Genomic DNA, 25,974 nt, shown 5'->3' with positions numbered 1-25,974 from the left:
TAATGAAGTTAGCCCAGCGGAAAAAGGGTGTTGAACCATGGTGAGCACCGCGGTCATCGTAGTAGTCGCACTCACTGCGTTCTGGCTCATTCTCTACTCCCTGTTCGGGAAGAAGGAGATAGACCCCGAAACGGGAGAGCCGATGGAGAAGGAAGAAGGGCTGAGCGTTGACTTCCTCGTGGCTATGTGGAGAACCAAGAGACTCCTCGGCTTTATAGACCGGCTTTCCAGAGTTAATAGGCGTTTTTGGAAAGTTTACGGCGACATTGGAATTGCCCTCGGTTACATGGGCATGGCCTACGTCTTCTACGCGCTCCTCATGACCGCGCTGAAAACCCTCCAGACGAAGAAGAGCCCCTCCGGGGTTCAGCTCGTCATACCGGGCGTAACGATTCCCCTCTGGTACGGACTGATAGGCCTTGCCGTCGTCATGGTCGTCCACGAGCTCAGCCACGGTGTGGTCGCGAGGGCTGAAAAGCTTCCGCTGAAGTCCGTTGGCCTGGTTCTCCTCGCGGTTATTCCCGGTGCCTTCGTCGAGCCCGACGAGGAAAAGCTATCGAAGGCGCCCCTGCGTTCAAGGCTCCGCGTCTACGGTGCCGGCTCAATGGCGAACGTCGTGACAGCAATCATTACGGCGCTCATTCTGAGCTACGCTATAACTCCCCTTCTCGTGCCGAACGGCATAGAGGTAGGGGATGTCATAAAAGGCGCCCCCGCCGACGGAGTTCTTCACAAGGGAGACGTAATAATCGCGATAAACGGCCAGGGCGTCAAAACCATGGACGAGTTCATAGCCCTCATGAACAAGACGAAACCCGGCGAAACGGTAGCGCTCACGGTTCTAAGGGATGGAAAGGAGCTGAACCTTAAGCTAACCCTCGCGGAAAACCCAGACAACCCCGGAAAGGGCTTCATAGGGATACGTCCAAACCAGCACGTTACCTCCAAGGTGGGGCACGACGGAATAGTCCTGCCGCTGTTCTTCGCTCTCTACTGGATTTACCTCCTCAACATAGGAATAGGCCTCATGAACCTCTTTCCGCTGGTTCCGCTGGACGGAGGAAGGATGCTTGACGACGTGATGAAGGAATACTTACCAGAGCGGATTGCCAAGCCCATACGGTACGCAACGATAGGAATCGGCCTGTTCCTCTTGGCCCTGAACGTCCTGCCGGCGATACTCAATCTCGCGAGGTAGGCAGGATTTTCACCCTTCCCTTTTTGAACCTGAAGATTCCGGTTGAGGGCTCAAAGTCCGGGAGCAGGGACTTAACAACGTGCATGTTCTCAACGCCGGGTCTCTCGGTTGGCCTGAGCTCGACTATGTGCTCCGCGTACTGTGAGAGCCACGAGAGGAACCTCGGGGAGACTCTGTCCCTGTTTATGAGGAAAACGTTAAGAACCTCCTCCCCCTCTGAGCGGGGATAGCTCTCTTTCAGGGCCATGTTCTTTTTCAGAATCCTCATTCCGGTGTCCTCGCCGAAGATTTCAACGAAACCGTCCATCGTAACGGCGAGGCCTATTCTCCTTGGCCTTCCCTCAATCAGCTTCTTGTAGATTGCAAGAATCTTTGGGAGGAATGTGCTTCCATCAACCCTTCCCAACGTATAGACGAAAGGCTCCCTCGGCTGAATACCGTTAACGGAGCCGAAGACGTCGATTACCTTCAAACGGTCTTCCCTGCCAAGGGTCTGAAGGGCAAAGCGAACAGCAGTGGCATATTTTTTAAGAAGGCCGTAGGGCAGTGAGTAATCCGTTACAACCCCATACCAGCCTCTGGAGAGGAAGGCCTTGAAAACCTCTACTCCAAGCGCCCACCCGTAGGAACCCGTGTTGTAGACAACAAGAAGAACCCCATCCTCGATTATACCCCCTCCGAGCATCTCGTCGAGGGCACCAACACCAGTCTTAAAAACCTTATACCCCATAACCATTCCCAATTGAATGGGCACCCAACCTTTTTAAAAGCCTTTTCTTAGGGCAACCCATGCCAGCCAAATGCTCCAAGTGCGGTCGTCCAGCGGTCTACCACGCACGCTACACGGGAAGATACTACTGCCACAAGCACTTCAACGAGATGGTGGAGAAGAAGTTCAAGGAGACCGTGAAGAAGTACCGCCTCATAGAAAAGGGCGAGCGAATAGCGGTTGGGGTTTCCGGAGGAAAGGACAGCGTCGTTCTGATGCATCTCCTGGCTAAACTCCGGGAGAAGTTTCCGTTTGAACTCGTCGCGATAACCATTGACGAGGGCATAGCCGGGTACAGGCCTCCAAGTGTTGAGATAGCGAAGAGGAACGCGAAGAAGCTCGGTATAGAGCACCGCGTTTATTCCTTTAAGGAATACATTGGCTTTACCCTCGACGAGACGGTTGAGATAATGGGAAGTTTTGAGAGGGGCGAACGCGTCGGCGCGTGCTCCTACTGCGGTGTCTGGAGGCGCTGGCTCCTCAACTACGCGGCCAAGGACGTCGGCGCCGACAAGCTGGCCGTCGGCCACAACCTCGACGACGAGGTGCAGATGTTCATAATGAACATTCTTCGTGGGGACATAGCGAGACTGGGGAGAACGGGCCCCTACTATGAGGAAATTCACCCCGAGCTCGTCCCGAGGATAAAGCCCCTCCGCGAGATTCCCGAGAAGGAGATTGTCCTCTACGCGGTCCTGAACAACATTGAGGTCGATTTGAGCGAGTGCCCCTACGCGGTCGAGGCCTTCCGAGCCGAAATCCGCGACTGGCTCAACGAGATGGAGGAAAGACACCCTGGAACGAAGTACCAGATACTCAGGAGCTACGACAAGCTCTTCCCGCTGATAGCGAAGACCTACACGAAAAAAACCAGCGAGCTGAACCGCTGTAAGATATGCGGCCAGCCGACGACGGGAGAGATATGCAAGGCCTGTCAGTTCCGCCTTCAGGTCGAGAGGAAAGCTAAAGAGAAGGGGCTGACATTCAGGGTCGAGTAAACTGAACAGCCATTTATAAAGACCTGTTTAGTATACTGAACAACTTGTTAAACTTCACCAGGTGTTCCCCCTGATTATCGAGACGGCCATTCCCTTTGAGGAGCTTGAGGAGATAAGGCGGAAGAGCGGGGCTGGGGTTGGCTTAACCCTTCTCGGAACCATCGAGAGGAACGGGATAGTCCTCAATCGGGTTCTTGTGGAAGGCCCCACCAAAGAAATCGAGCGCTTCATGGGGAAGCTCCGCCTGGCGAGGGCCGGCGGTTAGTTTGCGCCCCAAACTTCCGGGCGGGTATTTAAGGAGTTAGGAAAACTTTTCTCGGTGGGAGCATGGAGGAACTCAGTGAAGCTCTAAAGGCCATCGAGAGGGAGCTCAACTTCGCGAAGAAGGCGTATAGAGCGAGCGTTTTCCTCTACTGGGCGTGGGCGATGCCCGGGGTTTACCTCCTCGCACAAATCCTGTCAAAGTATGCCGGGATTAGTGAAGGAAACGCCATCCAGTGGCTTTCGCTGGCGGCAGTCGTGGGATTCATCGCCGAAGAGAGAAAGACCTTCAGAAGAGTTATTCAGCTGGAAGAGGCCCTAGGACGCATTGAGGAAACGCCCAGGGGTTATGTTCTTGCCCAGGTTATCGTGTGGCCTCTCTCGGCCCTGATTGCCAGCGTGTACACCGAGAATGATGGCCTGTGGATGCTAGTCTTCATAGGACTCGGCCTGTTCCTCCTGACGGGCGTTGAGTTCATCTTCATTGGAAAAAGGGACTGGAAGACAGCGCTGGCAGGGGTGATACTGCTCTCCTCGACGGCTCTCTACACGGGCTTTGGCTACGCCATGATGGCCGTTGCCTTCGCATTCTCGCTCACGGCTTACCTCCACCTGAAGGGGGCAATGAGGGAGTGACATGCTCGAAGAACTGGCAAAGCTTTCAAGGTCTCCGCTCGGCAATCCGACGAGGCTGGCAATAGCACTCTACCTGCTGTCGAGGGAGAGGGCGACCTTCGCAGGCCTGAGAAAAGCATTGAAGCTCACCGCCGGAAACCTTGAATTTCACCTGAAGGCGCTTGAGGAGGCCGGAATCGTTAGGACATACTATGGCTTTGGAAGGAGGCCGAGGAAGTTCGTCAAAATAACCGAAGAGGGAATTGAAGAGCTCAGGGAAGTCCTCAAAATTTTAAGGAAGGTTGCCGGAAATGATTGAGTTCGCGGTTGCCTTTGCCCTGTGGCTGTTGATTTTATCCGCTTCAGGGGCCGTTACCACCTTGGTCGCCGGGAGGTGGGCGAAAAAGGCGGGCTTCGCGATGCAGCTAACGATGTTCTCCCTGTCTCTCGCGGTGATTGAGCTCATGGGCGGGCCAGAGAGATTCTGTCCCGATGTAGGCTCCAAATACATTCCCCAGGCAGTTGTTCTTGGCTTTGGTGCCTCGCTTATAATCAACCTGCTCGAAGGCAATCCCTCGGTGCCGATGGAGGAGTTCATGCCCGAGGGCGTTGAAAGGCTTGTTCTCCTCCTCATTCTAGCTCCTCTGGGGGAGGAGACCTTCACAAGGGGACTCATCGAGGGCTATCTTTTGAGCTACGACCACTTCTGGAGCGCTATCCTGTTTTCCGCTTTGCTCTTCGCCCTGCCCCACTGGAGGGCCTACGAAGGAAGCAAAAGACAGAAGATTGGAGTTGTCGGAGGGGCCTTCGTTCTCGGCTCACTGGCCGGCTACCTCTTCGTCCTCGGCGGCATAATCCCGGCAATCGTGCTTCACTCCTCGGCGAATTTGGCGGGACTGATTGTCTTAAGGTTTAAAGAGAAAAACAGAAACTAACGGAACTTTTCCGGCTTCTCTATCTCGACCCTTCCCTTTACCAGCCTGAAAGTATAGCCCTCGACGCTCGGCTCGAAATCGGGGAGCGGTGAGCTCCTGACTATCATCCTTTCAACACCGGGTTTATTCGTGGGCTGGAACTCTATGACGTACTGGCTGTACAGGGACATCCAGGAAACGAGCTCATCTGAAGCGCGGCTCCTGTTGAGGAGGAATATGTTGAGGGGCCTCTTCCTCTTTTCTGAAATTCTGGCGCGCTCCTTGAGGGCCGTAAGCCGCTGAAAAACGCGGATGAAGTTCTTCTCCCCGAGGAGAAAGGCGAGACCGTCAACCGTAACATCTATTCCCACCGGCCTTCTATCGCCGATCCTCTCCCTGAGAACGCGGTAGTAGAGCCGGGTGTACTTCGGAAGGAAGGTGCTCCCGTCTATGGTCGGATCCGTGTAGATGTAACCCTCTAGATACTCGAGGCCGTAGAAGGACGAGAAGATATCAACAACGGCAAGGTCACCCCTCCTTCCGAACTCGTCGATATCGAAGTTTATTGCCCTTAGCTCCATACGGAGGGGCGTAATCGGAAGGACTGAATCGAGGATAACCCCAAAGTCACCCATACCCATCCTGCGTCTCAGAATCTCAAAACCAAGGGTCCACCCTCGCGAGTACGTTGTGTAGATTATCAGGAGGTTGCTGTCCTCGAGGAGACCGCCTCCAAGGGCCTCGTCAAGAAAGGGGATGCCCGTGCTGAGAACCCTCACGACGTCCCACCCTTTTAAAATTAGGAGGGGAGCTATTTAAATTTTAACCGGCCGGGACGCTCTGAGATTCAGAGAAAGTCCACGGTATAAATAGGAGAACGCCCAAATTCTTCTCGGGTGAGGGAAATGGAGGAGGTTACCGAACTTAGAAACGTTCTTGAGAGAGTTGAAGGCAAGCTGATAGCGGCAGGAAAAATATACGGAGCTATGAACTTCGGGGTGTGGTCATCGATAATGCTCCTGTACTACGTCATGCTGGGCATCTTTGATATTTCCTGGCAGTTCAATCTAATCTACTGGCCGCTGGGCTTTGCCGTTGCAATGGTCTTCACGGGGAGAATCTGGAAGAAACTTAAAAGGCTCAGAAGGGTTACCGGAAGGGAAATTGAGGGGTCAAAAACCAGTGGAATCCTTGTTATGGTATCCTGGATAACGGGAATAATCCTCGGATGGGGAATAATCCCAAGGATGGGAGTAGGTGTGAGTGAAGGCGCCGCCCTTGCAGTGGGCTTCTTGAGCTTCATAACGCTCTCGATCTTCGGTATGTGGCTGGTCTTTGCCAGATACAGTGGGGTAGAGCGGGAAATAATCCCCTCGTTTTTGATACCCGCGATGGGAATACCAATCGTGTGGAACATGGAAACGGGTGCCATGGTTTGGGCCGGCTTCACTGTTGCCTTAAGCTTCGCCCTCACAATACTCTGGTACCTCTATTCAGCATTCAAAGCAATCGAACGGTGATAGGATGGAATCGCTCAGGGAGCTCACGAGAAACCACGTCCTCGGGAATCCCGTAAGGCTGGGAATCATGCTCTACCTCCTGCCGAGGGGAAAAGTTCTCTTCAAGGAACTCCTCGGAGTTCTTGAGGTAACCCCGGGAAACCTCGACTCCCATCTAAGAACCCTCGAAAAAGCGGGCTACGTAAAGCTCTACAAGGTCTTCGCCGACAGGCCGAGAACGGCGGTGAGGATAACGGAGAAGGGGGCGGAAGAGACGGCGAGGTACCTGAGGGCCCTCAAAAGCGTGCTCGAGGGGATAGGGTGATTACATCAGCTTACAATGGAAACGGATAATCCCTCCTCCAGACCATCCAGAGCCCGAAGAGCGCCCCGAGGGTGTCCATGAGCAGGTCTCGCAACTTGTTAGCGGTGCTCTCCGCTATGAAACCAATCCAGTTCTCGCTCAGCTTTTCCGCAATCTCCCAGCCGAGCGATAACTCGTAAAAGACCACGAAGGAATATGCAACTATTTGCCCTCTCGTGAGGCTAATCCCAAGAGACCTCAAGCCCGAGAGAATTTCGGCAGTAATAAGCCACACCGTAAGTCCCCCGAGAAAGTGGCTTATCATATCCGCGTTCCTCCAGTCCCTGTGAAAAAGGTCGTAGTCCGTAAACGGGACGTTTACGAGCGAAACGTGAACCGCTATGAAGATGGAAAGAACCGCCATAGTCTTTTCATCGTAAACTGGAGCCAAAAATGGCCTGAGCTTCTCGGGAGGGTTCGGAAGCCTTCTCGGAAGGACTAAGGGAACCGAGAGACCAGCCATTGCCAGCAAGGTTCGGTAAATGTGGTCGCTCCTCCCGTTAAGCAAAGCCGTCAAAAGGCCTAGGAAGACCAGAAAGAGCGAGGACAGCATAACAATTCGTTCCCGCTTGATTTCCGTCACCGGAATATGTAGGGCGCTGGGGCTTAAAGCCCTTACCTTTTCCTCTTCTCCGCTTCAAGCTCTTCCTCGGCCTTTCTCTTAAGCTCTTTAATGCGCTCAATCCGGTACTCCTCCACAAGCCTGAGGAACTTTTCAGCTTCTTTTTCCCTATCTTCCTCCGCCCAGCGCTCCAACAACTCCTCAATGGCCCGCTCCAGCGTCTCCCGCTCAACGACCGCGAACTCGTCAACCCTTTTGACGTCGAGCTCTTCGCTCGTGAAGAAGGGCAGATGAGCCTCGCGAAGAACTTCTCTGACGGGCCCCGGGAGGGGCTTCTCGGTTATCAAAGCCCTTATCCCCCTCTCCACCAGCTCTTCCGCTATCGCTTTTCCAGCTCCTGCGGGATTCACCACGAAGAGGACGTCGCCCCTCCTCAGGCCCACCTCGCGCTCTATCCTCTCGAGCTCGCGCCAGCTGAGAACTCTTAACACCTTCAGCGGAACCGCGCTACCGCGGATTTCGACGACGTTCATCCTCTTGACCTTGACCAAATCCCTGCTCAGCCTCTCGATGACCGCTTTAGCTTCCCTCAGCTGTTTTTCGAGGAGTTCTATACGCTTCACCTTCGCCTCAAGCTCCCTCTCCCGGAGGACCTTCCTCCTTACTTCCTCGTCATAATCCGCTATTCTGCGCTCAAGCCTCTCGATTGTTCTCCTCTGCTCACGGATGATGCCCCTAAGCTCCTCGTTCTCCCTCTCAAGAAACGCTATCCTCTCCTCAAGCTCGCGGATTTTCCTCACGTAGGGCCTGACGTCAACGCTCTCTCCGCTCTCAGGCTCTTCCTCCTCCCTCGGCCTCTCGCGCCTCGCAACTTTTTGCATCGCCTCGCCGAGGTTGTAGCCCTGGATTACAAGGGCCTTCACCTCCTCGGCCCTCTTGCTCAATCCCGCCTCGCGGAGCTTCGCCTCGACGTGCTCGAGCTTAGGCTTTAAGCGGAGATAGGCCTTGTAGGCGGCGGCCAAAGCGTCGCGCTGGTGGTCGTCGTCAACTTTGACGCCAAGGCTCCTCAACAGCTCGTTCTTCTCCTCGACCCTTAAGCTCTCCCTCGGGACGAAGAGATTAGCTTTAAAGGAGCGGGCTATCTTCTCGACAAAACCCGGGGCCGGGGAAACGTCGGTGGCAACTATAACCGGGTGCCCGATCTCGCTTATGAACCTGAAGACCTCGCCGACCGGCATGTTCCTCTCGCTGTGGAGCGCCAGCACGTTGCCGTTGAGGTCTATTACCGCTATTCCAACCGTTATGCCCGGGTCTATGCCAACGATGACGCTCCGCCTCTCCCTTACGGCCTCCTCGCCCTTAAGGGGAGCAAAACCGAGCTCGGCCCTCTCGACGGGATAAATCCTGACCTCGACGTCGCCGCCTCGCATAGGCCTCACGATTCCAGCGAGCTCTTCCCTGCTCGCGTAGATTCTGAACTCGCCTCTGGCTAAGCCGTAGTCCTTCTCCTCGGTCTCGAGGTCGAAGGGAACCCCAGCCCTCCTCAGCCTGTCCTCGATTTCCCTAACCTTGTCGCGGATGAGGTTGTGAACGCGCTTTCTATACCTGTCCTGGCTCCATCCACCCTTGCCGTGACTCCTTCCCCTGGTTACCTTGACTATGACCTCGTCCTCAAAGGCCAAAACCTCGTAGCCGACTCCCTTACTCGCGAGCAGGGCGGAGAGCTTGGCCTCCTCATAAGGGTCGAACCTGTCGGTCGTTCTTATACCGTGCTCCCTCGCGAGGCTCTGGAGTGAGCGCTGCTCGCCGGGCCTTCCCGTTACCTGGACGAGCTTCGTGCCCGGCGGGAGGGCGCGGAGGAACTTCCGCAGGTCGTCACCGAGCTCGGTGACGCTGTCTATAGCAACTATATCAGGCCTCTTCGCCTGGATGAAGCGGATTAAGCGGTAGAGTGTGAACTCACCCTTTCGCTCGAGTTTCCCGTTGTACCAGCTCACGACCGCGAAGCGTTTCGGGTTCTCGCCGACGACGTCAAGGCCGATGATGAGAATGAGCACCACCCTCCAACGGAAGTGACGCGGGTGGCTTTTTAATGGTTTGGCTGAGGGGGCTTAAAGTTTCACCAAAACCGTTATTTAGCCCTTGAGTTATATTCAACTCCGGGGTGATAGGGTGAAGATGCGCCTCGTCTTTGACAAAAAGTACGACATCGTGAGCGGGGAGTACATCGTCAGGGTCAGGGAACTCGACCTGGACGAGGAGCTGAAGGCCATAGTCGACGGCTTTGACCCCAAGGTCAGGATTAGGGGCGAGGAGCTCGGCCTCAACGAGCTGACTGAGAAAGTCTTCAAGGCAGGCACGAGAGAGGACGCGGAGAAAATAATGAGCGAAATAAGGGGAGCCCTCGTCGAGACCTTCAGCTCACTCATAGCGAGGTTCAAGGAGGCCCAGAGCTTTAACGGCTCCGTCGTCTACGAGATTGACTTCAACGAGCTATTCAAGGAGTAACTCCAGCGCTTTCCTTATCGCCTCGTTTATCGTTTCCTGCGCCATCGACGGCCTCGGCTTCTCAAGGGCCTGCTCGTGGCTGAAGGGCACGTGGATGAAGCCCGCCCTCGTTTCCATTCCAGATACGGCTATTGTGTGCAAAGCTGTAAACATCGCGGTGTTGCAGACGTAGGTTCCGGCAGTGTTGGAAACGCCGGCCGGGATTCCGGCCTTCCTTAGGGCCTTTACAACGGCTTTTATTGGTATCGTGGCGAAGTATGCATCTGGAGCGCCCTCGAATACCGGCTCGTCCTCCGGCTTAAAGCCGTCGTTGTCCGGCATCGTGGAATCCATCACGTTTATCGCGACCCTCTCGACGGTCACGTTCGGCCTTCCGCCTGCCTGGCCTGTCAGGAGGACGATATCGGGTTTCTCCCTGGCGATTAGCCTCGGCAGAATCTCTCTAACCCTCTTGAACGAAACCGGTAGCCGAACCTTCAGGAGCGTTGCGCCGTTGAGCTCGTCGGGAAGTGCCTTAACGGCCTCCCATGAGGGGTTTATCTCCTCACCGCCGAAGGGCTCGAAGCCGGTGACCAGAACCTTCATGGAACCACCCGAAAGGGTAGGTTTTTAGGGTTTAAAAGCTACTCCAGGCGAGGGGTGAAGATGAGGTACGACGTCCTAATCATTGGAGGTGGCCCCGTTGGCAATTATCTCGCTAACCTTCTCGCCAGGGATTACAGCGTCGCCGTCGTCGAGAGGAAGAACTCCTTCGGGGGGAAGGCCTGCACCGGCATAATCGGAGCCGAGAACTACGAGAGGCTTGGACTGCCAAAAAAAGCCGTCCTGAACGAGCTTTACGGGGCAACTTTCTACTCGCGAATCCAGAGCTTTTCGATTGGGAGGAAGAGTCCCCAAGCGTATCTCGTGGACAGGAAGACTCTCGAGAGGGAGCTCGCGAAGAGGGCTATGCGGAGGGGCGCCGATTACCTGATGAGCACGACTTTCAAGGGTTTCAAAAACGGGAAAGCTATTCTCCAGCACCTCGGGGAGACGCTTGAGGTAAAGGCGGACTTCTACGTCGGGGCCGACGGCGTGAACAGCACGGTGGCGAAGGCAATGGGAGCGAAGACGAAGGCCGAGTTCCTCAGCGGTTACGAGGTTGAGGTTCTTGGCGAGTTTGAGAGAAAAAGTGTTGAGGTCTGGGTGAACAAGGAGATAACGCCCGACTTCTTCGCGTGGGTGGCGCCGATATACGGCGAAACGGCCAGAGTTGGAACCTTCGGAAGCATAGAGGCCCTGAACAGGTTTCTACGGCTCAGAAGGTTAGAACCCACGAGGGTTCTCGAGTTCAAGGCCGGAACCGTCGGCCTCGGCTGGAGGAAGCCCTGGGTGCGGGGCAACGTGGCGCTCGTTGGTGATTCCGCCCTTCAGATAAAACCGACGACCGCTGGGGGGATAGTCTACGGGATGCTCTGCGCCGAGAGCCTGAGGAAGGCCTTACTCGAGGGCAGGCCCGGGAACTACTGGAACTACTGCTCGTGGGTGAGGAAGCAGGTAAGCTTTGGCCTCAGGTTCAGAAGGCTCTTCCTCAGCCTCGACCAGGAGGCGATAGAGAGAATCTTTGAAGTCCTCGGTAGTGAGGAAGCCAGAGAAGTAATAGAGTCACAGGCGGACTTCGACGACCACCTGAGAACCGCAAAGGCGATACTCAAAAGGCCCAAGCTCCTCACAAAGCTCATAAAGGTCAGCCCGAGCCTGATTAAAGCCCTGCTGTGAGGTGGGAGCATGAGGTGGAAGATGGGCCTTCAGGAGGAGTACCTAAAGGCGATAGCCGAGGGAAGAAAGAAGATTGAAGGTCGCCTGTACGACGAGAAGAGACAAGCGATAAAGCCGGGCGACGAGATAGTCTTCGAGAACAGGCTCGTCTGCGTCGTGAAGGACCTGAGGGTTTACTCGTCCTTCCGGGAGATGCTGGGGAAAGAAGGATTGGAGAACGTCCTGCCAGGGGTGAAAAGCATCGAGGAAGGCGTTAAGGTCTACAGACGCTTTTATTCCGAGGAGAAGGAGAGGAAGTACGGCGTGGTTGCGATAGAGGTCGAGCCGGTAGCGTGGATTGGAGAGCCTAAATAATGTAAACTTCAAAGCCCAATTCCTTCAAAACCTCGAAGTCGCTGTCCAAGGTTATTATCGGCAGGCCATTAACAATCGCAATTGACGCTATGAACAGGTCCCTTAGGGACATTGGCCTCCCTTTTTCTCTCAGTTTCTTGTGGAGATATGCCGCCATTTCCGCGCATTTCCCATCAAAGGGGAGCTCGATGAGCGTTTCAAGCCATATGAGCTCGTCTTTCTTGGGCATTCCGAGGAGAATCTCGAACTTTGTTATGGAAGCTATGTAGAAGGTGTTGTCTAAAGCCGTGACTTGTTCAAAGACTTCCTCGTTATCCCTAGCGATTTCAATTATCACGTTTGTGTCAAGGACTGCCCCCATTTCTCAAACTCCTCCTCAATCTCTTTGAGCTTTCTCTTTGTTTCTCGGTACTCTTCCTCACTCAGAATTCCTTTCAGATGGCGCAGGGCATCAACGTTTCCTTTCTTCTCCCTTAAGAGCTCCCGAAACAGTTCACTGAAGGACTTCTTGCCCTTAATCCTGACGAGTTCATTGTAAACGTCGTCCGAAATTGTTATCGTCTTAACCATGGTCTTCCACCAATGCATTGTGTGCATGCATCACATTTAAACATTGCTAGCACAGACTTGAAAACCTGCTTCACTAAAGGAAAGAAAGAAATCACAGATACCTCTCCTTCACCCACCTGATGAAGTAGTCCGGGTTCAGCTCCTCGCCGATAGCCTTCCTGAGGAGCTCCTTCGGCGGGTAGATGCTTCCCCAGCGGTGTATCTTCTCCCTCAGCCAGGCCTTGATGGGCTCGAACTCCGCTTTAGCCACCTTGTCCTCGAAGTCTGGGATGTCCTTCTTCATGTGGTAGTAGAGCTGGCTCGCGAGGAGCGTTCCGATGCTGTAGGTCGGGAAGTAGCCTATCGTTCCGTGCGCCCAGTGGATGTCCTGGAGGATTCCCTCCGCGTAGGTCTTCGGCCTTATGCCGAGGAGCTTCTCCATCTCCTCGTTCCAGAGCTCTGGCAGGTCCTTGGCCTTAACGCCCTCGTTGAGCATCATCCTCTCAAGCTTGAAGCGGAGGAGTATGTGGAAGTTGTAGGTGACGACGTCGGCCTCCGTCCTGATGAAGTCCGGGCGAACGATGTTGAAGTACAGGTAAACGTCCTCAGGCGTGTAGTTGGACATGAAGGGCAGGTTCTCCTTCAGGACGGGGTAGATTAGCCCCGCGAACTCCCTTGAGCGGCCGATAATGTTCTCCCAGAAGCGGCTCTGGCTCTCATGGATTCCAAGGGAAACCCCGCCGGCTATCGGGCTGAACATGAAGCGCTCGTCCTGCTGGAGCTCGTAGAGGGCATGTCCGAACTCGTGAACCGTGCTCAGTATCGTCCTCCTGAAGTCGTAGCCCTCGTAGCGCGTGGTTATTCTAACATCGCGGATTCCGAACTCGGTCGTGAACGGGTGGGCGGAGACGTCCAAGCGGGAGCGGACTCCGAGCGGGAAGCCGAACTTCTCGAGAATCCAAAGGTTCACCTTCTCCATCTGCTCCCTCTCATACTTCTCCTTCTCGAGAGGGTGCTCCCTCGGGACCTTGCCTTCCTCCATTATCTTTTCGAGGAGGGGCTTGAGTTCCTTCTCGAGCTTGTCGAACATCCTCTCGACTTCCTTGGTGGTGAGGCCCTCCTCGAACATGTCCAGCAAAGCGTCGTAGGGCTCGTCCTCGTAGCCGAGGTATTCAGCGGCGCGCTTGGCGAGGTCTATTATCCTGTCGAGCCAGGGCTCGAACTTGGAGTAGTCGTTGCTCTTCTTTGCCTCCTCCCAGGCTTTAGTTGCCTGGCTCGTGACCTCGCTCATCTCCCTGAGGAACTCGGGCGGGAAGGACTTGCTGATTCTTATCGAGCGGTCGAGGACGCGAACGACACCGCGCTCGTACTCGTTGAGGTCCTCTATGCCCTTGGCCTTCTCGACGAGCTCAACGAAGTCCGGCTTGAGGAGGAACTCCTGGCTGAGGACGGAAAGCTCGCCCTGAGCAACGCTCCTCTCGAGGATTCCCTCCTTCGGCATATTCACCTCCATGTCCCAGCTGAGGACGCTCTGGGCGTGGTTGATTGCCCATATCCGCCTGTACCTGGCCAGAATCTCCTTAATCGTCTCGTTCTGGAAAACGCTCTCCATTGCAATCACCGCTGAATTTTGGGAACGGAACTTTTTAACCTTTTTCGACAAGCATCTAAACGGAAAGTTAGAAATTGATTACAATGCCCCGAAACGGCTTAAAGGAATGGGCGAAATTGAAGAGAGGTGGTAGAATGGTCGAGCTCGTTGTCCTCGGTCACGTTTCGATAGACACGATAGTCTTCCCGGACGGGAGGAGAATCGAGATGCCCGGAGGGGCCGCGGCGGCCGTTGCAACCTCCGCCGCACTGGCGGGAGCAAATGTCGGTCTCGTCACGAAAGTCGGAGAGGATTTTCCAAAGGAGTGGCTTGAAAAATTGGCTCAATACGTTGACATCAGGGGAGTTCAAATCCTGCCCGGAAAGACGATTCACATCTGGGTAATTTACAGGGAAGACGGAAGCGTCGAGTCACCGGTCGAGATGGGTGTTGCCGAGAGAATGGGCGAGACGCTGATTCCTGAGGATTATCTCAAGGCAAAAATCTTTCACGTGGCCCCGATTCCGCCCGAGGAGCAGTTGAAGGTCCTTGGGAGGCTGGAAGGGAAGAAGGTGAGCCTCGACTTCAACCCGACCTATTACGAGGACTACCGGAGAAAGCCCGAGCTCGTGAGGGAGCTCGTATCTATAAGTTACGCAGTTTTTCCAAACGAGAGGGAGGCGAGGCTAATCACAGGGCTTGATGACGTTAGAAAAGCCGCCGAGGAGCTGTACTCCTGGGGGGCGGAGCTTGTTGTTATAACGAGGGGGGAGAGGGGAGTCCTGATTTACGACGGCGACTTCCACGAGTTCCCGGCGCTTCCTGTTGAGGGGGAAATTGACCCAACCGGTGCAGGCGATGCCTTCGCGGGTGGCTTTCTTGCTGGACTCGTGAAGGGGAAAGCGCTTGAGGAGTGCGCGAGGCTCGGCCTCCAGCGGGCGCGGGAGGTTTTGAAAAAAAGGGGAAGCTGGAGCATCAGCGTTTGACGACGAGGTAGAAGAGGACGTAGAGGAGCACTATGAAGACTGCCCCCACAACCGTGTTAACGAGGCTCGGAGCGTAAAGGGACAGCAGGTAGGCGAAGTAGTAAACAGGCACCGCGAGGAGAGTTCCCGCAAAGAGGACATAGTAGTGCTCAGCAGGGGCGTTCCTCTTGGCGAGGTGAATTGATTCAACGTACTCGATGGCGAATATTAGCGTAAAAATACCCACAAAGCCCCCTATCGAGCGATAAACCAGCAAAAATCCCAGAAATGCGAGGGAAAGATACCCGACTGACTCCCATAGAGGGGCCACTATGGCCAGGGACAACACGAGAATGAGCTCAATACCGGGGCTAAAATCCATGTAAACGAAAAACGCGAAGAGGATGAACAAGCCCGCGGAAAGGAGCTTCCTAATCATTTGCCGACCACCTCCGCTATGGCGACCTTGAGGGGCTTCATGACGTCCCAGTCGATTATGATGCCATAGCCGGCGAGGCTCTTCAGGACGACCTTCCTCTTGAGCTGGACGAGCTCCATGGCGAGCTTTTCTTCCTCCGTTTTTGGCTCGTAGAGGCTGTTGGGGTTGGGGCTTATCACGACAACGTTGTAGCCGAACTCGGCGAGTATCTTGAGGGCCTGCCTGCTCTCCTCCGTCAGGAGGGGCGAGAAGTAGATTATCTGGGCCCTCGGCGGGAGCGCGGTCTTGACGAGGTGCTCGACCTGGTAGGCGATTATGTTGTTCTCGTCCGGCCGGGCGGTGCTGAGGAAGTCTATGCACTTGAAGAAGTGCCTCTTTCCGTAGTCAATGCGGACCCAGAGGGGGACCTTCTCCGCGAGGAGGAGACCGAAGCTCGTGCCGTCGTTGAGGGCGTTGAGCATGAGCGACGCCGCGGCGCGTATCAGGTAGTCGAAGACGGGCTCGTTGTGCTTCGACGCGTCGACGATGAAAACGACGTCAACCTTCCTCTCGCTCTCGAACTCGTTGACCATTATCCTCCCGGTTCTCGCGGTGGCCTTCCAGTTGATTATCTTGAGCGGGTCGCCGGGCTGGTACTCCCTGATGGCGTGGAACTCCAGGCCCTCGCCGATGAGCGGGGACGGGAGGGGACCTATCGTTATCTTCGTTCCCCTCGTTGAGTAAGGCGTTTGAACGTCGTAGAGGATTGGAACTCCAACTATCTCCGTGAAGTGGTCAACAAACCTGTCGGATGAGAAGAAGCCGAAGGGGTCTCGGTAGGCCACGCGGAAGCCCTCGAAGCTGTGGATTCCGCGCTTCATCTTGACCCTGTACCTGAGGACTCCCTCCTCGCCCGGCTTCAGGGAGAAGACCTTCTCGGGCTTTCCGATTGTTTCCAGGCCCGGAACGAGGTCGCGCACGTAGAGGTAGTCCACCCTGAAGTCGGTCTTCACGTGGACCTCGATTTCAACCTCCTGCCCCTCGAGGAAGCGGTTGTGGTGAACCACGCGCCAGACCTCAACCTTTCCGCTCGGCTTGAAGAACAGGTAGGAAACTGAGAGAAGCGTCAGATAGGGAAGGACGAGGTAAACGAGGCTCCAGCGGAGGAGAAGGAAAGAGGTTATCGGGATAACCCAGACGGCTATCAGGTAGAGGGCCAGCTTCGATGTTGGTGAAAGCTCGGCCTCTTCCTCCTCTTCCTCGAGCCTGACCGCCGATGGCTGGTACTGGATTCCCGTGAGGCCCTGCATGCTCACCCCTCACTCGAACTTGGGAACGGGAACCTTCTCGAGAAGCTTCTCCATGACGCTCTCCTGTGAAACCTTTGTGTACCAGAGCTCGCGCTTGAGAATGAGCCTGTGGCCCAAAGCGGGGACGGCAACGGCCTTTACATCGTCGGGGATAACATAATCCCTGCCCTCTATTGCCGCGTAGGCCCTGGAGAGCTTCATGAGGGCTAGGCTTCCCCTCGGGGAGGCGCCTATTTCAACGCTCCTCTTGTCCCTCCTCGTCATCTCGACTATGTCAACGATGTAGTCGAGTATCGGGTCGCTGATGTAGACGTCCTCGATGACCCTCTGCATCTCAAGAACTTCCTCAGGCGTCACAACCGGCGTTATGTCCACGTCCTCCCTCTTGCGCTCCATTCTCCTCCTGAGGATTTCCTTCTCTTCATCCTTCGTCGGGTAGCCCACGCGGAGGCGGACGAGGAAACGGTCGAGCTGGGCCTCGGGGAGAGGGTAGGTTCCCTCCTGCTCTATCGGGTTCTGCGTCGCTATGACGACGAAGGGCTTTGGAAGCTCGTAGGTGTTGCCCTCTATCGTGACCTGACGCTCCTGCATCGCCTCAAGTAAAGCGCTCTGCGTCTTCGGCGGGGAACGGTTTATCTCGTCCGCGAGGAGGATGTTCGTAAAGATTGGCCCCTTCCTGAACTCGAACTCAAGGGTCTTCTGGTTGAAGACCGAGACACCGAGTATGTCGCTGGGCAGTAAATCGGGCGTGAACTGAACGCGCTTGAATTCGAGGCCGAGGGCTCTTGCAAAGCTCTTAGCCATCAGCGTTTTTGCGAGACCTGGTAAATCTTCGAGCAGGACGTGGCCGTCGGCCAAAATCGTCGTGAGTATCATCTTCAGTACGTTTCTCTTCCCGACTATCGCCTTCCCAACCTCGTTCAGGATGAGGTTGGACTTCTCATGAACCTCTTCTATCTTCATCCAGCTCAGCCTCCAAAACCTTTAGGGCCCTCTTGAGGCCCTCGTAGGGGTTGCGAGATGAGTAGAAGACCCTCAACGCCTCGGGAGGATTGGCGCGGAGCTCGTGGTAGCTCCTGCCCGTCAGGATGTAGAGCATCTCCAGCAGTTCTTCCTCGATTAATTTTCCAGAGCCACCTTTTTTAGCGCGCTTCACGATGGTTAGGGCCCTCTCAAAGTCGGGCCTCTTCCTGATGTACTCGACCTCCGAGACGCCCCTCCTGTGGGGAATCTTCACGTCCTCCCCTATCAGGACGGCGCCGAGGAAAACTGCCAGCGCCACCGCGCTAATCCAGCGTACGTAGTACTCACCCGGGGCGATTGAGAGCAACAGGAGCACTGCAACAACCACGACTCTCCCTTTGTGCCCCTCAATCAGCTTCCGCAAGCTCACGGGCCTTCCCCCTCAGCCTGTTGTAAACCTCAAGGGCTCTTTCAGCGTCACTCCAGCTCAGCCTCTCGGGGGCGTACTTCGCCTTCTCGAAGAGCTTTGTGAGCTCGACGAAGGCATCGTGCATGTACTTCACATGCTCGGCGTGCTCCCAGTGGGTCCAGCTCTCCCTGTAGGGCACGCCGAGTCCCTCGAGCCACAGCACGGCGTTCTTGTAAATCTCAACTATCGCCTCCTTCGGGTCGGAGAACCTTTCAAGGCCGAGCTCATCCAATGCCTTATCAAATTCAACTGCCTTCTCGATTTTTCTCTTCCTCTCAACTTTCTCCCTGGCCAGCTTTATGTAGTAGTACGCAAGGTAAACGAGCCCGAGAAGAATCGGGAGTAAAAAGACAAGCCAGAGATGAGTTGCCACTGGATGATTGAGGAACTTCGTCGTATAGTTGCCGTTCCCGCCTATGAGAGGACCGACATCAGGAACGATGGTGCAGTTGGTCGAGTTAACAGTAATGTTTGTCGAGTTGAGAGTGCCGTTGACTGGAATGCAGTTCGTAGAGTTGGGCGGAAGAACTCCTGGCCCACCCCCCGAGAATATAACCCGAAATAGAATCGTTAAAATAAAGCCGAATACAAAGGCTGAAATGATATTCCTCAGGGAAAATCCCTCATCTGGCATGAACTTGAGTCTCTTCCGGGCTCCAGGCAAATCCCTCATGTAGAGCGCGAGCACTACGAGAATCAAAAGCCCGACGAAAACTCCAAAGAATATAACAAACGTCAGGAAATCGGCCGCTTCAGGGTTTTTCTTATGCGGCGCCGAAAAGGAATAGCTCGCCATCAGGAGCGACATCAGGATTACCGCTATTGTCAGCAACGCAACAAACCTGACTTTAGTGGACATTTTGAGCCACTGGGAATTGTAACGGGGAGAGGTTTAAAAGGTTTACGAGCCAGTAAAAATTCAGGTGAGAGCATGGAGAGGGTTCCGAAGCTCTACGTTGAAGGCAAAAGGGAGGAGTGCGTTGAGAACGGAAAAACAACGAGGGAGTGCGTGATAATAGACGGCAACGTCGAGGTGTGGCTTAAAAAAGGAGACGCAGTTCCGGATTTCATAGGGGAGAAAGCGAAGTTCCTAATCAAGGAGGTCTACGACCGCTTTTACCTCTACGTGGACAGAACCACCAACAGGATGAGCGCCGACGCGGTTCTCGTTCTCCCAGACGGCAGGACAAGGATTTACCTCAAGAAAGGCGACGAGCTGATGCTTCTCCCCGTTGAGGGCTTCACCAAAACGCTGATAGCGAACGTCGGAAACAGGGTTAGAACGGGGGACGCCTTCGCTGCAGTAACGACGAGAAAAGGGGAAGTCCACTACCTGAAGCCGCCGAGGAACGGGACCGTAGTGTTCATTGACGAGATAACGAACAGACCCCACTACGTCTACTACATCCTCCCCGAGGAATAGTCACTCGCCCTTTATTCCCTTTATCATCGCATCGATGCTCGACTTCAGCGCGAGGTTTATGGCGTCGAGCCTGTCCATTCCTTTTATCGTGCGCGTGTTGTGGGCGCTGGTTATGATTAGGGACCATTTGTAGATTTCGTCCTTAACCGGAATGCTCTGGAACATCGCGATGAACTTCTCACCGCCAGAGCTCACTTCAACTATCTCAACGTCCGTTTCCCCGAGCTTCGAAGAGTAGACTTCACGAACCTCAAGGTTACTGTACTCGTCCCGAAGGACGTCAGAAAGGTATCCCATATCAATCACCGTTATAACATTGGGCAAAGGGTCTTATATACTTACCGCACGAGAAAGCAAGGAACCAAAAGGGTTATAAGGGGTCGAAGTAAGTCCCAGTGAAGCAATTTTTGGAGTTGAAGGAAATGAAGGTTGAAGCTGGCGATTACGTTCTGTTCAACTACGTTGGAAGGTTTGAGAACGGTGAAGTTTTCGACACGAGCATAGAGGAACTCGCTATGAAACACGGTGTTTACGTTGAAGAGAGGGAGTACGGTCCAATGTGGGCCAGGATTGGTGTTGGTGAGATTATCCCGGGCCTCGACGAGGCCATCATCGGCATGGAGCCGGGGGAGAAGAAGACCGTCACGGTTCCTCCGGAGAAAGCCTACGGCATGCCAAACCCGGAGCTCATCATCAAGGTTCCTGTCGAAGAGTTCACGAGGGCGGGCCTTGAGCCACAGGAAGGGCTCTACGTCATGACCGACTCGGGGATAGCTAAGATTCTGAAGGTCGAGGAAAACATGGTTTCCCTTGACTTCAACCACCCCCTGGCAGGAAAAACGCTGATTTTCGAGGTCGAGGTAATAGAGGTAAAGAAGTCAGAAGCCGATGTTGATAAGGGAAGCACCCTTGAAGATAACTGAACCCATTGCAACAAGCAGTGCTGAGTATTTTAAACCGGCACTGTAGCTCCCTTCTCTTATTACCCCTATTCCGAGTCCAGAGACAAAAGCTTGGACTATCACAAAGATGAACAGTATGTTCGCCATTGAGTCAACGGGCAGATTAACTCCGGTTCCCGGACCGCTCATTGATGCCATGACCTTTGTGACTATGCCGAGGATTAGTGGACCCACAAAACCGCTTGTGATTATAAAGAACATCGCCTGCATTCCAGTAGAGGCCTTTCTCTCCTGCTTTATCCTGAGGATTTCACGCACGTCGTTTCCAACAAACACCAGAACGTCACTCATCGGCGCTCCCCTTTCGAGGGCCTCTATGATAATCATCATCGAGCGGTAGATAACCTGGGACTTCCTGTTCCTTATGGCAAAGGCCCTGAGGGCATCCACCGTTGAACGGCCCTTCTTTATCTCCGCGACGGTCTTCTTGAACTCCTCGGTGAGGGCACCGAACTTGGCGGTCGTTAGCTCTTCCAGCGCCTCGGAGAAGGATATACCCGCCCTAAGAGAGCTGGCCAGATAGAAGAACGCATCTGGCAGGTTCTTCTCCATGTCCTCGATTCTTTTGGATATCCTCCAGTAAGGATAGACGAACGCCATGCCGAGGAAGCCACCAACGAAAGCAACGAGCCCGTAGAGCCCGTTGGTCAACATGGAAACGAGGAGCCCCGCGATAACGCCTATAAGGAAGGAGACCACCAAGTATTCCGCCGCGAGGAAGTTTATACCGGCTGAATAAATGTAGAGTTCATAGCGCTTGAGGTGTTTCTCGGGGATTATTTTCTCAACCAGCGCAACGAGGAGCGATGAAATTCCCTTACTGGCCAACACCCTCACCTCGGTTCAGCCTTCTTAATCATGTTGATGATAATCAGGGACATCGCCGGGAAGGCTAGGATTAGGATAATCGCGAGGGTCTGGATGTCAAATATCAGTTGCTGGGCCATCACTGAACCTGCAAGGACACCCACGACGAACATCGTCGGCATGACGATGGTCATGAACATGTAGATGAACGCTATACCGTTGACCTTCTGGACGTACTCAACGAGCTTCATCCTGTATTCGAACGAGAAGTCCTCGGCGAGCTTGTAGAGTATCTCCGCAAGGTTTCCACCGAACTTGACTGCCCTCAAAATCTGCTTAACGACCCTGCTTATGTTCTCAGAGGCCATTTTCTCCTCGAACTTGGTGAGGGCGTCTTCGAAGGAGGAACCTGTCCTCATGTCCCTCAGGATTAGCTCGAACTCCTCTGAGAGAACCCCGTAATCCGCCTTCGCAACCGACAGTATTGCCTCCGCTATACCAACGCCGGCGCTGAGGAGGGACGCCATGTGCCTCAGAGCGTAGGGCATTGCCCTCTCAACTTCGGCCACGCGCTTCCTCCACACCATCTTGGGGTACTGTCTCATGTAGAAGAACCCGCCTATGAACCCGAGGAGCCCTATGAGTATTGAGGTGTCTATCGGCATGTAGAGAAGGTACGCGAACACGAAACCGAAGAACCCGGATATCATGGCGACACCGAGCATGTAGGCTACGTACTTCTCCTTGGGCATGAAGATGCTCGCCCGGTACAGGTCCTGGTCGAGGCCCTTGATGGAGTTCGTAAGGGACTCAACGGGGCCCCGGAAGTACTTGAGCACTACATCAGCAAGCCTCTCGGAGAACGATTCGCTAATCTCCTCCTTACGCCACTCGATGACCTCCTCAACGAGTCTTTCCTGTTCGCTTTGCATCTTTTCCTGCTCTATCTCCTTCTGGAGCTCCTTGAGGGCACGGAGCCTTTCCTGGATAGACTTACCCTGTGGAACGCGACGGAGGGGCTTCTCGGTAATCTCTATCGTCTTGCCACCCAATTTCTCAAGGAATTCCATGAGCCCCATGGTAACACCTCACATCATCCGTTGAATCTGCTTGCTGGTTTCGATGCTACTCTCGGAGGCTATCTTCTTCATCAGACCTTCCTCATCAATGTAGAACTGCCTGATGTAGTAGCCAACTTTGTCCATGCTCCTGATGCCGTTCTCAATCATCCATTCAAGGATTATCTTGCGCTTCTCAATCTCAAGCTCTATCTCCTTCATGCTCATACCAGTATGGTGGGCAAGGGTGTTAAGGGTTCTGCTCGGAACTCCAGTGGGGACGAGTTCATCCTTGGCCGGGTCGTATTTGTAGAGCTTGTTGAGCTGTATGCTCTCACCCTCCATTCCTGAAACCTCAGCTATCTCCGTAACGCGCCTTATTGTTCCCTTCTTCCTGCTGTGGAAGCGGACCTGCATGATGATTATATCAAGGGCAGGAATCATGATCCTCGGAACGTTCATCGGCGGGCTCTCCAGCCTGACTATCGTCTCACGGGCGCTGTTTGCGTGGATTGTTCCCATACAGTTCGACACAAGGATTCCATTGGCGACGTAGTTGTGGTCCTCCTCAACGGTCAGGTCGTAGAGGTACTCTATGCCCAGTTCCCCAGGCTCAACTTCCTCAACGCTTACAACCTCGTCCCAGTAGACGTCGCCGTCAGCGATGAGCTCAAGCCTCTTCGCCTGAACCCAGGTCTCTTCATCCCCAAGGTCGCTCGCAACCTGCTGGAGGGCGAGCGCTATGCCCCTGAGCGCGGAGCGCCTGATTTCCTTCATCCTTCCCTTCTCAACGTGCCTTATGAGGCTCTCCGAGACCTTCTCGCGGGCGTAGCTTGAGGCGAGCTTCGAAAGCTCCGAAACCGTAAGGTTGAGCCTTCTCCTGAGGGGTTCGAGCATTGCCGGTGAAATTGGAACGCGGTCGGTTCTCTTTCCGCGATAGGAGCGGTACTTTCTGATGAGCTCCTCAAGTTTCTGCCTCTTCCTCGAGTGCCTGAGCGGTATTGAGCGGTGGAATCTAATCAGGTCTTCAACTCCCCTGACCGTGACCCTGAATATTACGCCCTCCTTGTAACCTCTGTTCTTCACGCGGGAGACGGTGCTTATTATTCCAAGCCTCTGAAGGGCGTACCAGACCTTCCTCGCGAGGTTCTCGCTCCTCGTTGTCAGGACGACAGCAGGGCCGTTCTCGTCTATGTATGCATCGGCATCGAAGAGACCCGCTATGAAATGCCTCAGCAGGTCGTCGTTCGAGAGAACCAGGTCGGGAACGTCGAGGCTCTCCTTGCGCCCCTTGGGTATTCCGAAGGCCCTGTGAAGGAACTCGGCGAAGGGCCTTGAGCCGTAGGTTACCACCGTGTAAGCGGGTTCACGCTTTACCTGCGGCTCGCTCTCGGGAAGGAACTCTGAGATGGCGGAGGTGAAGGCCTTCATGTAGGATTCATCGTCGAAGGTGGCCGAAATGTAGTAGCCGTCCGAGGAGATATAGCCGTCTCCGAGGAGGACTCCAACGGCGTAGGAAAGGCTCTCATTTACCTCGCGGACGAGCTTCACGGGCTTCGAGTTGATTGAGAGTAGATACTGCGCCATCTCGGGAGGAATGCCGTCGTTCGGAACCTTCACGAGGCCGTTTCCGTTGGGGATTAGATAGTAGTCGCTTATTCCCGCATAAACCTCGGGGTTGATGATTGCCCTCCTCTGCGGCGGCCTTGGAGGCTTTCTCATCACGGCCACTCTGTCGCCGGGCTTGAGCCTTTCTGCTTCCTTTCTCACCACGTCGCCGTTCGAGAACACGAAGAAGGGGTGGGTCTTGGTGAGTATCACCTCGTTGCCCGTTCTAGTCCTCACGCGGATGAGCTTTTCTCCCTCTCTAACCTTCCTCCTCCAGACCCTCGAAACGACGTGCTTTCCTGCCTTGAGGTCCGGGCCGACGCTGACGACTTCGAACCTATCCTTCTCATCGAGAACCACGTACTCCAAATCCTTATAGGTTTCAATCCTTTCGGAGTATTTCCTAAAGAGCTCCTCAAGCAGGTAGCCAATGAGGACGAAGCGGCCGTCCGAGAGCTGGATAACCGAGAAGTCGTAGAGGGCTCCATTGTGGCCCGTGTTCATTGCCGTGAACATCGTCCTTGCCTCTGGGCCACGAACCTCACCGACGATGATTCTGTCGGGACGCATACGGAGGGTGTTCTTGACGAGGTCGTCCATAGTGACTTCTCCCTTACCCTCGAGGTTCGGTGGCCTCGTCTCAAGCCTTATCCAGTGCTCGACAGGGAGCTGGAGCTCCGCTGTATCCTCTATGCTTATGACGCGCTCGCTCGGTGGGATGAACATTCCAAGGGAGTTCAGCATCGTCGTCTTTCCGGAACCAGTACCCCCAGCGACGAGAACGTTGGCAGGCTTAACCCCAAGGCCGTCAACGAAGACCCAGAACAATGCCGCTATCTCGGAGTTTATAGTTCCGTACTTGATGAGGTCGATTATGGTAAGCGGGTCCTTCTTGAACTTACGGATGGTTATCGTCGGACCGTCGAGGCTTATCGGAGGAATCGTTGCGTTAACACGACTTCCGTCCGGGAGACGGGCGTCGAGGAGCGGGCTCTGCTGGTCAATCCTCCTGCCGACTTCCCTCGCTATCCTCTCGATGATGTTGAGTATCTCCTTCTCCTCGGGAAAAGTTATGTTGGTTTTACACATGTTGAAGCGCCTGTGCCAGACGTAGACCGGCCTTCCCGTTCCGATGACCATAATTTCCTCAAGGTTGTCATCCCTGACGAGCGGGTCAAGCTTACCGTAGCCTATCATCTGCTGGACTATCATGTCGGCCAAGACCTCAATCCTGCCCTCCGAGTAGTGGGGGGCCTCCTCCTTAATCATCTTCTTCACCGCGTTGAGGAAGACCTTCCTCCGCTCCTCTGGGTTGGGTATCGCCGTTGGGTCTATCTGAATCTCGGTTATGGCCCTCTCCTTAATGCGCCTGAAGAGCTGCTGCTCCTCCCTGCTGAGCTTGGGGAAGCGGACCTCGTAGATTGGGACAGGCTCACCCTTAACCTTGATTATACGGACGTTGCCGTATGCGTCCAAAACTTCACCCCTGCCGGCAAAGGAGGGCTCTTCTGGGGCAGATGCCCCAAGGATGTCCTGTATATTAGCGGAGGGCTTCCCAGCAGGCTGGGAAACGCTCTTCGCGGGTGGGGTGGGAATAGGTTCGGGTTTTGAAAGAATCTCGCTCAGGAAATCGGCACCGGTCTCGCTATCCTTTGCCGCGGGAAGTGGGGGTGAACGTGAGACTTTTGATTCAACTGGCTTGGGTTTCGGTTTCGGCTGGGGGGTCGAGGAGCCCCCCAAGAGAGAACTCAGCAGGTCGGCACCAGTTTCGGGTGTTGACTGCTCCCGCTTCTGTGCTGGAGCCTCTTCCTTCCCCCCGAGTATGGAGCTTAAAAGGTCAGCACCGGTCTTCTTTGACCCCTCTTTTGGCTTATCCTTTGAAACGCCCCCAAGTATGTCCTCAAGGCTTCCACCGGAAGATGAAAATGGGAGGGGTGGCTCTTCCTCTTTCTTCTTGAGAACCTTCTCAAGAGGGTCCTCGTTGCCGGAGAGTATCTCGTCTATCCAGGAGAACCCCTCCCCCTTCTTCTTTTTCTCGCCGAACACGAACT

31 protein-coding genes are annotated in these 25,974 nt (G+C 54.6%); 14 read left to right on the top strand and 17 right to left on the bottom strand.

Annotated features, from left to right (window positions below; all coding sequences use genetic code 11):
* Positions 1-37: 37 nt before the first annotated feature.
* Positions 38-1,198: a site-2 protease family protein gene (locus tag MVO87_RS01580; RefSeq protein WP_297514175.1), complete on the top strand. Its 1,161-nt coding sequence runs from the start codon at positions 38-40 to the stop codon at positions 1,196-1,198.
* Here the strand turns inward: MVO87_RS01580 and MVO87_RS01575 are convergent.
* Positions 1,182-1,934 (bottom strand): hypothetical protein, encoded by a 753-nt coding sequence (locus MVO87_RS01575; protein WP_297551968.1) that lies wholly within the window; start codon positions 1,932-1,934, stop codon positions 1,182-1,184. The genes MVO87_RS01580 and MVO87_RS01575 overlap by 17 nt on opposite strands.
* 53 nt (positions 1,935-1,987) lie before the next feature.
* Between MVO87_RS01575 and MVO87_RS01570 the strand changes: the two genes are divergently transcribed.
* The 5 genes from MVO87_RS01570 to MVO87_RS01550 all read left to right on the top strand — a co-directional run bounded on the left by MVO87_RS01570 (position 1,988) and on the right by MVO87_RS01550 (position 4,776).
* A complete protein-coding gene (locus tag MVO87_RS01570) occupies positions 1,988-2,965 on the top strand; it encodes a TIGR00269 family protein (RefSeq protein ID WP_297514181.1) in 978 nt (325 codons plus the stop codon).
* Between the two features lie 70 nt (positions 2,966-3,035).
* Positions 3,036-3,230 carry a TIGR04140 family protein gene (locus MVO87_RS01565; protein WP_297514201.1) on the top strand — a complete coding sequence of 65 codons (195 nt, stop codon included), beginning with the start codon at positions 3,036-3,038 and terminating at the stop codon, positions 3,228-3,230.
* Positions 3,231-3,292: 62 nt separating this feature from the next.
* Positions 3,293-3,862 (top strand): hypothetical protein, encoded by a 570-nt coding sequence (locus MVO87_RS01560; protein ID WP_297551966.1) that lies wholly within the window; start codon positions 3,293-3,295, stop codon positions 3,860-3,862.
* Position 3,863: 1 nt separating this feature from the next.
* Positions 3,864-4,160, top strand: a complete 297-nt coding sequence (locus tag MVO87_RS01555; protein ID WP_297514188.1) for a transcriptional regulator — start codon at positions 3,864-3,866, stop codon at positions 4,158-4,160.
* Entirely contained in the window at positions 4,153-4,776 is a 624-nt protein-coding gene (locus MVO87_RS01550) for a CPBP family intramembrane glutamic endopeptidase (RefSeq protein WP_297551964.1), read from the top strand. Before MVO87_RS01555 ends, MVO87_RS01550 begins: the two co-directional genes overlap by 8 nt.
* Here MVO87_RS01550 and MVO87_RS01545 read toward each other — a convergent pair.
* The gene (locus tag MVO87_RS01545; RefSeq protein ID WP_297514193.1) at positions 4,773-5,534 is read right to left on the bottom strand and encodes a hypothetical protein; all 762 of its coding nucleotides are present in this window, start codon (positions 5,532-5,534) and stop codon (positions 4,773-4,775) included. The genes MVO87_RS01550 and MVO87_RS01545 overlap by 4 nt on opposite strands.
* Before the next feature lie 126 nt (positions 5,535-5,660).
* Between MVO87_RS01545 and MVO87_RS01540 the strand changes: the two genes are divergently transcribed.
* Positions 5,661-6,275 carry a hypothetical protein gene (locus MVO87_RS01540; protein ID WP_297551963.1) on the top strand — a complete coding sequence of 205 codons (615 nt, stop codon included), beginning with the start codon at positions 5,661-5,663 and terminating at the stop codon, positions 6,273-6,275.
* A 4-nt stretch (positions 6,276-6,279) separates the two neighbouring features.
* Positions 6,280-6,579, top strand: coding sequence for a transcriptional regulator (locus MVO87_RS01535; RefSeq protein WP_297551961.1), 300 nt, complete (start codon positions 6,280-6,282; stop codon positions 6,577-6,579).
* 10 nt (positions 6,580-6,589) lie between these two features.
* Here MVO87_RS01535 and MVO87_RS01530 read toward each other — a convergent pair whose 3' ends face one another.
* Both MVO87_RS01530 and MVO87_RS01525 read right to left on the bottom strand, forming a co-directional pair.
* Positions 6,590-7,201, bottom strand: a complete 612-nt coding sequence (locus tag MVO87_RS01530) for a DUF2238 domain-containing protein (protein ID WP_297551959.1) — start codon at positions 7,199-7,201, stop codon at positions 6,590-6,592.
* A gap of 32 nt (positions 7,202-7,233) precedes the next feature.
* On the bottom strand, positions 7,234-9,240 hold the full coding sequence (locus MVO87_RS01525) for a DUF460 domain-containing protein (RefSeq protein ID WP_524540264.1): 2,007 nt from the start codon (positions 9,238-9,240) through the stop codon (positions 7,234-7,236).
* Positions 9,241-9,358: 118 nt separating this feature from the next.
* On the opposite strand from MVO87_RS01525, the gene MVO87_RS01520 reads away from it, so the two are divergent.
* Positions 9,359-9,688 carry a hypothetical protein gene (locus MVO87_RS01520; RefSeq protein WP_223211968.1) on the top strand — a complete coding sequence of 110 codons (330 nt, stop codon included), beginning with the start codon at positions 9,359-9,361 and terminating at the stop codon, positions 9,686-9,688.
* Here MVO87_RS01520 and pcp read toward each other — a convergent pair.
* Positions 9,674-10,273, bottom strand: a complete 600-nt coding sequence (gene pcp / locus MVO87_RS01515) for a pyroglutamyl-peptidase I (RefSeq protein ID WP_297551954.1) — start codon at positions 10,271-10,273, stop codon at positions 9,674-9,676. The genes MVO87_RS01520 and pcp overlap by 15 nt on opposite strands.
* Positions 10,274-10,333: 60 nt before the next feature.
* Here pcp and MVO87_RS01510 point away from each other — a divergent pair, with 60 nt between their 5' ends.
* Complete coding sequence (locus MVO87_RS01510) at positions 10,334-11,446, top strand: geranylgeranyl reductase family protein (RefSeq protein WP_297551953.1); 1,113 nt, start codon at positions 10,334-10,336, stop codon at positions 11,444-11,446.
* A gap of 9 nt (positions 11,447-11,455) precedes the next feature.
* Positions 11,456-11,800, top strand: coding sequence for an ASCH domain-containing protein (locus MVO87_RS01505; protein ID WP_297513011.1), 345 nt, complete (start codon positions 11,456-11,458; stop codon positions 11,798-11,800).
* Here MVO87_RS01505 and MVO87_RS01500 read toward each other — a convergent pair.
* From MVO87_RS01500 to MVO87_RS01490, 3 genes are all read right to left on the bottom strand, one after another.
* Positions 11,793-12,161, bottom strand: a complete 369-nt coding sequence (locus tag MVO87_RS01500; RefSeq protein ID WP_297551952.1) for a type II toxin-antitoxin system VapC family toxin — start codon at positions 12,159-12,161, stop codon at positions 11,793-11,795. The genes MVO87_RS01505 and MVO87_RS01500 overlap by 8 nt on opposite strands.
* Positions 12,134-12,370 carry an antitoxin VapB family protein gene (locus MVO87_RS01495; RefSeq protein WP_297513007.1) on the bottom strand — a complete coding sequence of 79 codons (237 nt, stop codon included), beginning with the start codon at positions 12,368-12,370 and terminating at the stop codon, positions 12,134-12,136. Before MVO87_RS01495 ends, MVO87_RS01500 begins: the two co-directional genes overlap by 28 nt.
* Positions 12,371-12,461: 91 nt before the next feature.
* A complete protein-coding gene (locus MVO87_RS01490) occupies positions 12,462-13,961 on the bottom strand; it encodes a carboxypeptidase M32 (RefSeq protein ID WP_297552009.1) in 1,500 nt (499 codons plus the stop codon).
* Positions 13,962-14,095: 134 nt separating this feature from the next.
* Here MVO87_RS01490 and MVO87_RS01485 point away from each other — a divergent pair, with 134 nt between their 5' ends.
* The gene (locus tag MVO87_RS01485; protein ID WP_297551951.1) at positions 14,096-14,926 is read left to right on the top strand and encodes a carbohydrate kinase family protein; all 831 of its coding nucleotides are present in this window, start codon (positions 14,096-14,098) and stop codon (positions 14,924-14,926) included.
* On the opposite strand, the gene MVO87_RS01480 is transcribed toward MVO87_RS01485, so the two are convergent.
* The 5 genes from MVO87_RS01480 to MVO87_RS01460 are packed head-to-tail and all read right to left on the bottom strand — an operon-like array spanning position 14,916 to position 18,924.
* Entirely contained in the window at positions 14,916-15,344 is a 429-nt protein-coding gene (locus MVO87_RS01480; protein WP_297551949.1) for a hypothetical protein, read from the bottom strand. The genes MVO87_RS01485 and MVO87_RS01480 overlap by 11 nt on opposite strands.
* Positions 15,341-16,633 carry a DUF58 domain-containing protein gene (locus MVO87_RS01475; RefSeq protein ID WP_297551947.1) on the bottom strand — a complete coding sequence of 431 codons (1,293 nt, stop codon included), beginning with the start codon at positions 16,631-16,633 and terminating at the stop codon, positions 15,341-15,343. The genes MVO87_RS01480 and MVO87_RS01475 overlap by 4 nt, the downstream gene beginning before the upstream one ends.
* A gap of 9 nt (positions 16,634-16,642) precedes the next feature.
* Complete coding sequence (locus tag MVO87_RS01470; protein ID WP_297514369.1) at positions 16,643-17,596, bottom strand: AAA family ATPase; 954 nt, start codon at positions 17,594-17,596, stop codon at positions 16,643-16,645.
* Entirely contained in the window at positions 17,574-18,026 is a 453-nt protein-coding gene (locus MVO87_RS01465; RefSeq protein WP_297514367.1) for a hypothetical protein, read from the bottom strand. Before MVO87_RS01465 ends, MVO87_RS01470 begins: the two co-directional genes overlap by 23 nt.
* Positions 18,004-18,924 carry a DUF4129 domain-containing protein gene (locus MVO87_RS01460; protein ID WP_297514364.1) on the bottom strand — a complete coding sequence of 307 codons (921 nt, stop codon included), beginning with the start codon at positions 18,922-18,924 and terminating at the stop codon, positions 18,004-18,006. The genes MVO87_RS01465 and MVO87_RS01460 overlap by 23 nt, the downstream gene beginning before the upstream one ends.
* Positions 18,925-18,996: 72 nt before the next feature.
* Between MVO87_RS01460 and MVO87_RS01455 the strand changes: the two genes are divergently transcribed.
* Positions 18,997-19,488 (top strand): DUF2118 family protein, encoded by a 492-nt coding sequence (locus MVO87_RS01455; RefSeq protein WP_297514361.1) that lies wholly within the window; start codon positions 18,997-18,999, stop codon positions 19,486-19,488.
* Here the strand turns inward: MVO87_RS01455 and MVO87_RS01450 are convergent, their stop codons facing one another.
* Entirely contained in the window at positions 19,489-19,785 is a 297-nt protein-coding gene (locus MVO87_RS01450) for a hypothetical protein (protein WP_297514377.1), read from the bottom strand.
* Positions 19,786-19,910: 125 nt separating this feature from the next.
* On the opposite strand from MVO87_RS01450, the gene MVO87_RS01445 reads away from it, so the two are divergent.
* Positions 19,911-20,411: an FKBP-type peptidyl-prolyl cis-trans isomerase gene (locus tag MVO87_RS01445; RefSeq protein ID WP_297514358.1), complete on the top strand. Its 501-nt coding sequence runs from the start codon at positions 19,911-19,913 to the stop codon at positions 20,409-20,411.
* Here MVO87_RS01445 and MVO87_RS01440 read toward each other — a convergent pair.
* From MVO87_RS01440 to MVO87_RS01430, 3 genes are read right to left on the bottom strand one after another with little or no spacing between them, the layout of a single operon-like run.
* Positions 20,367-21,278 carry a type II secretion system F family protein gene (locus MVO87_RS01440; RefSeq protein ID WP_297514355.1) on the bottom strand — a complete coding sequence of 304 codons (912 nt, stop codon included), beginning with the start codon at positions 21,276-21,278 and terminating at the stop codon, positions 20,367-20,369. The genes MVO87_RS01445 and MVO87_RS01440 overlap by 45 nt on opposite strands.
* A gap of 5 nt (positions 21,279-21,283) precedes the next feature.
* Positions 21,284-22,336 carry a type II secretion system F family protein gene (locus MVO87_RS01435; RefSeq protein WP_297514352.1) on the bottom strand — a complete coding sequence of 351 codons (1,053 nt, stop codon included), beginning with the start codon at positions 22,334-22,336 and terminating at the stop codon, positions 21,284-21,286.
* Positions 22,337-22,345: 9 nt separating this feature from the next.
* Positions 22,346-25,969 (bottom strand): ATPase, T2SS/T4P/T4SS family, encoded by a 3,624-nt coding sequence (locus MVO87_RS01430; protein WP_297551945.1) that lies wholly within the window; start codon positions 25,967-25,969, stop codon positions 22,346-22,348.
* Between the last annotated feature and the right edge of the window lie 5 nt (positions 25,970-25,974).

Source organism: Thermococcus sp., from assembly GCF_027063845.1.
Taxonomy (GTDB): domain Archaea; phylum Methanobacteriota_B; class Thermococci; order Thermococcales; family Thermococcaceae; genus Thermococcus.
The sequence above is the reverse complement of the archived record's forward strand: the minus strand, read 5'-3'. Positions and strand labels throughout refer to the sequence as shown.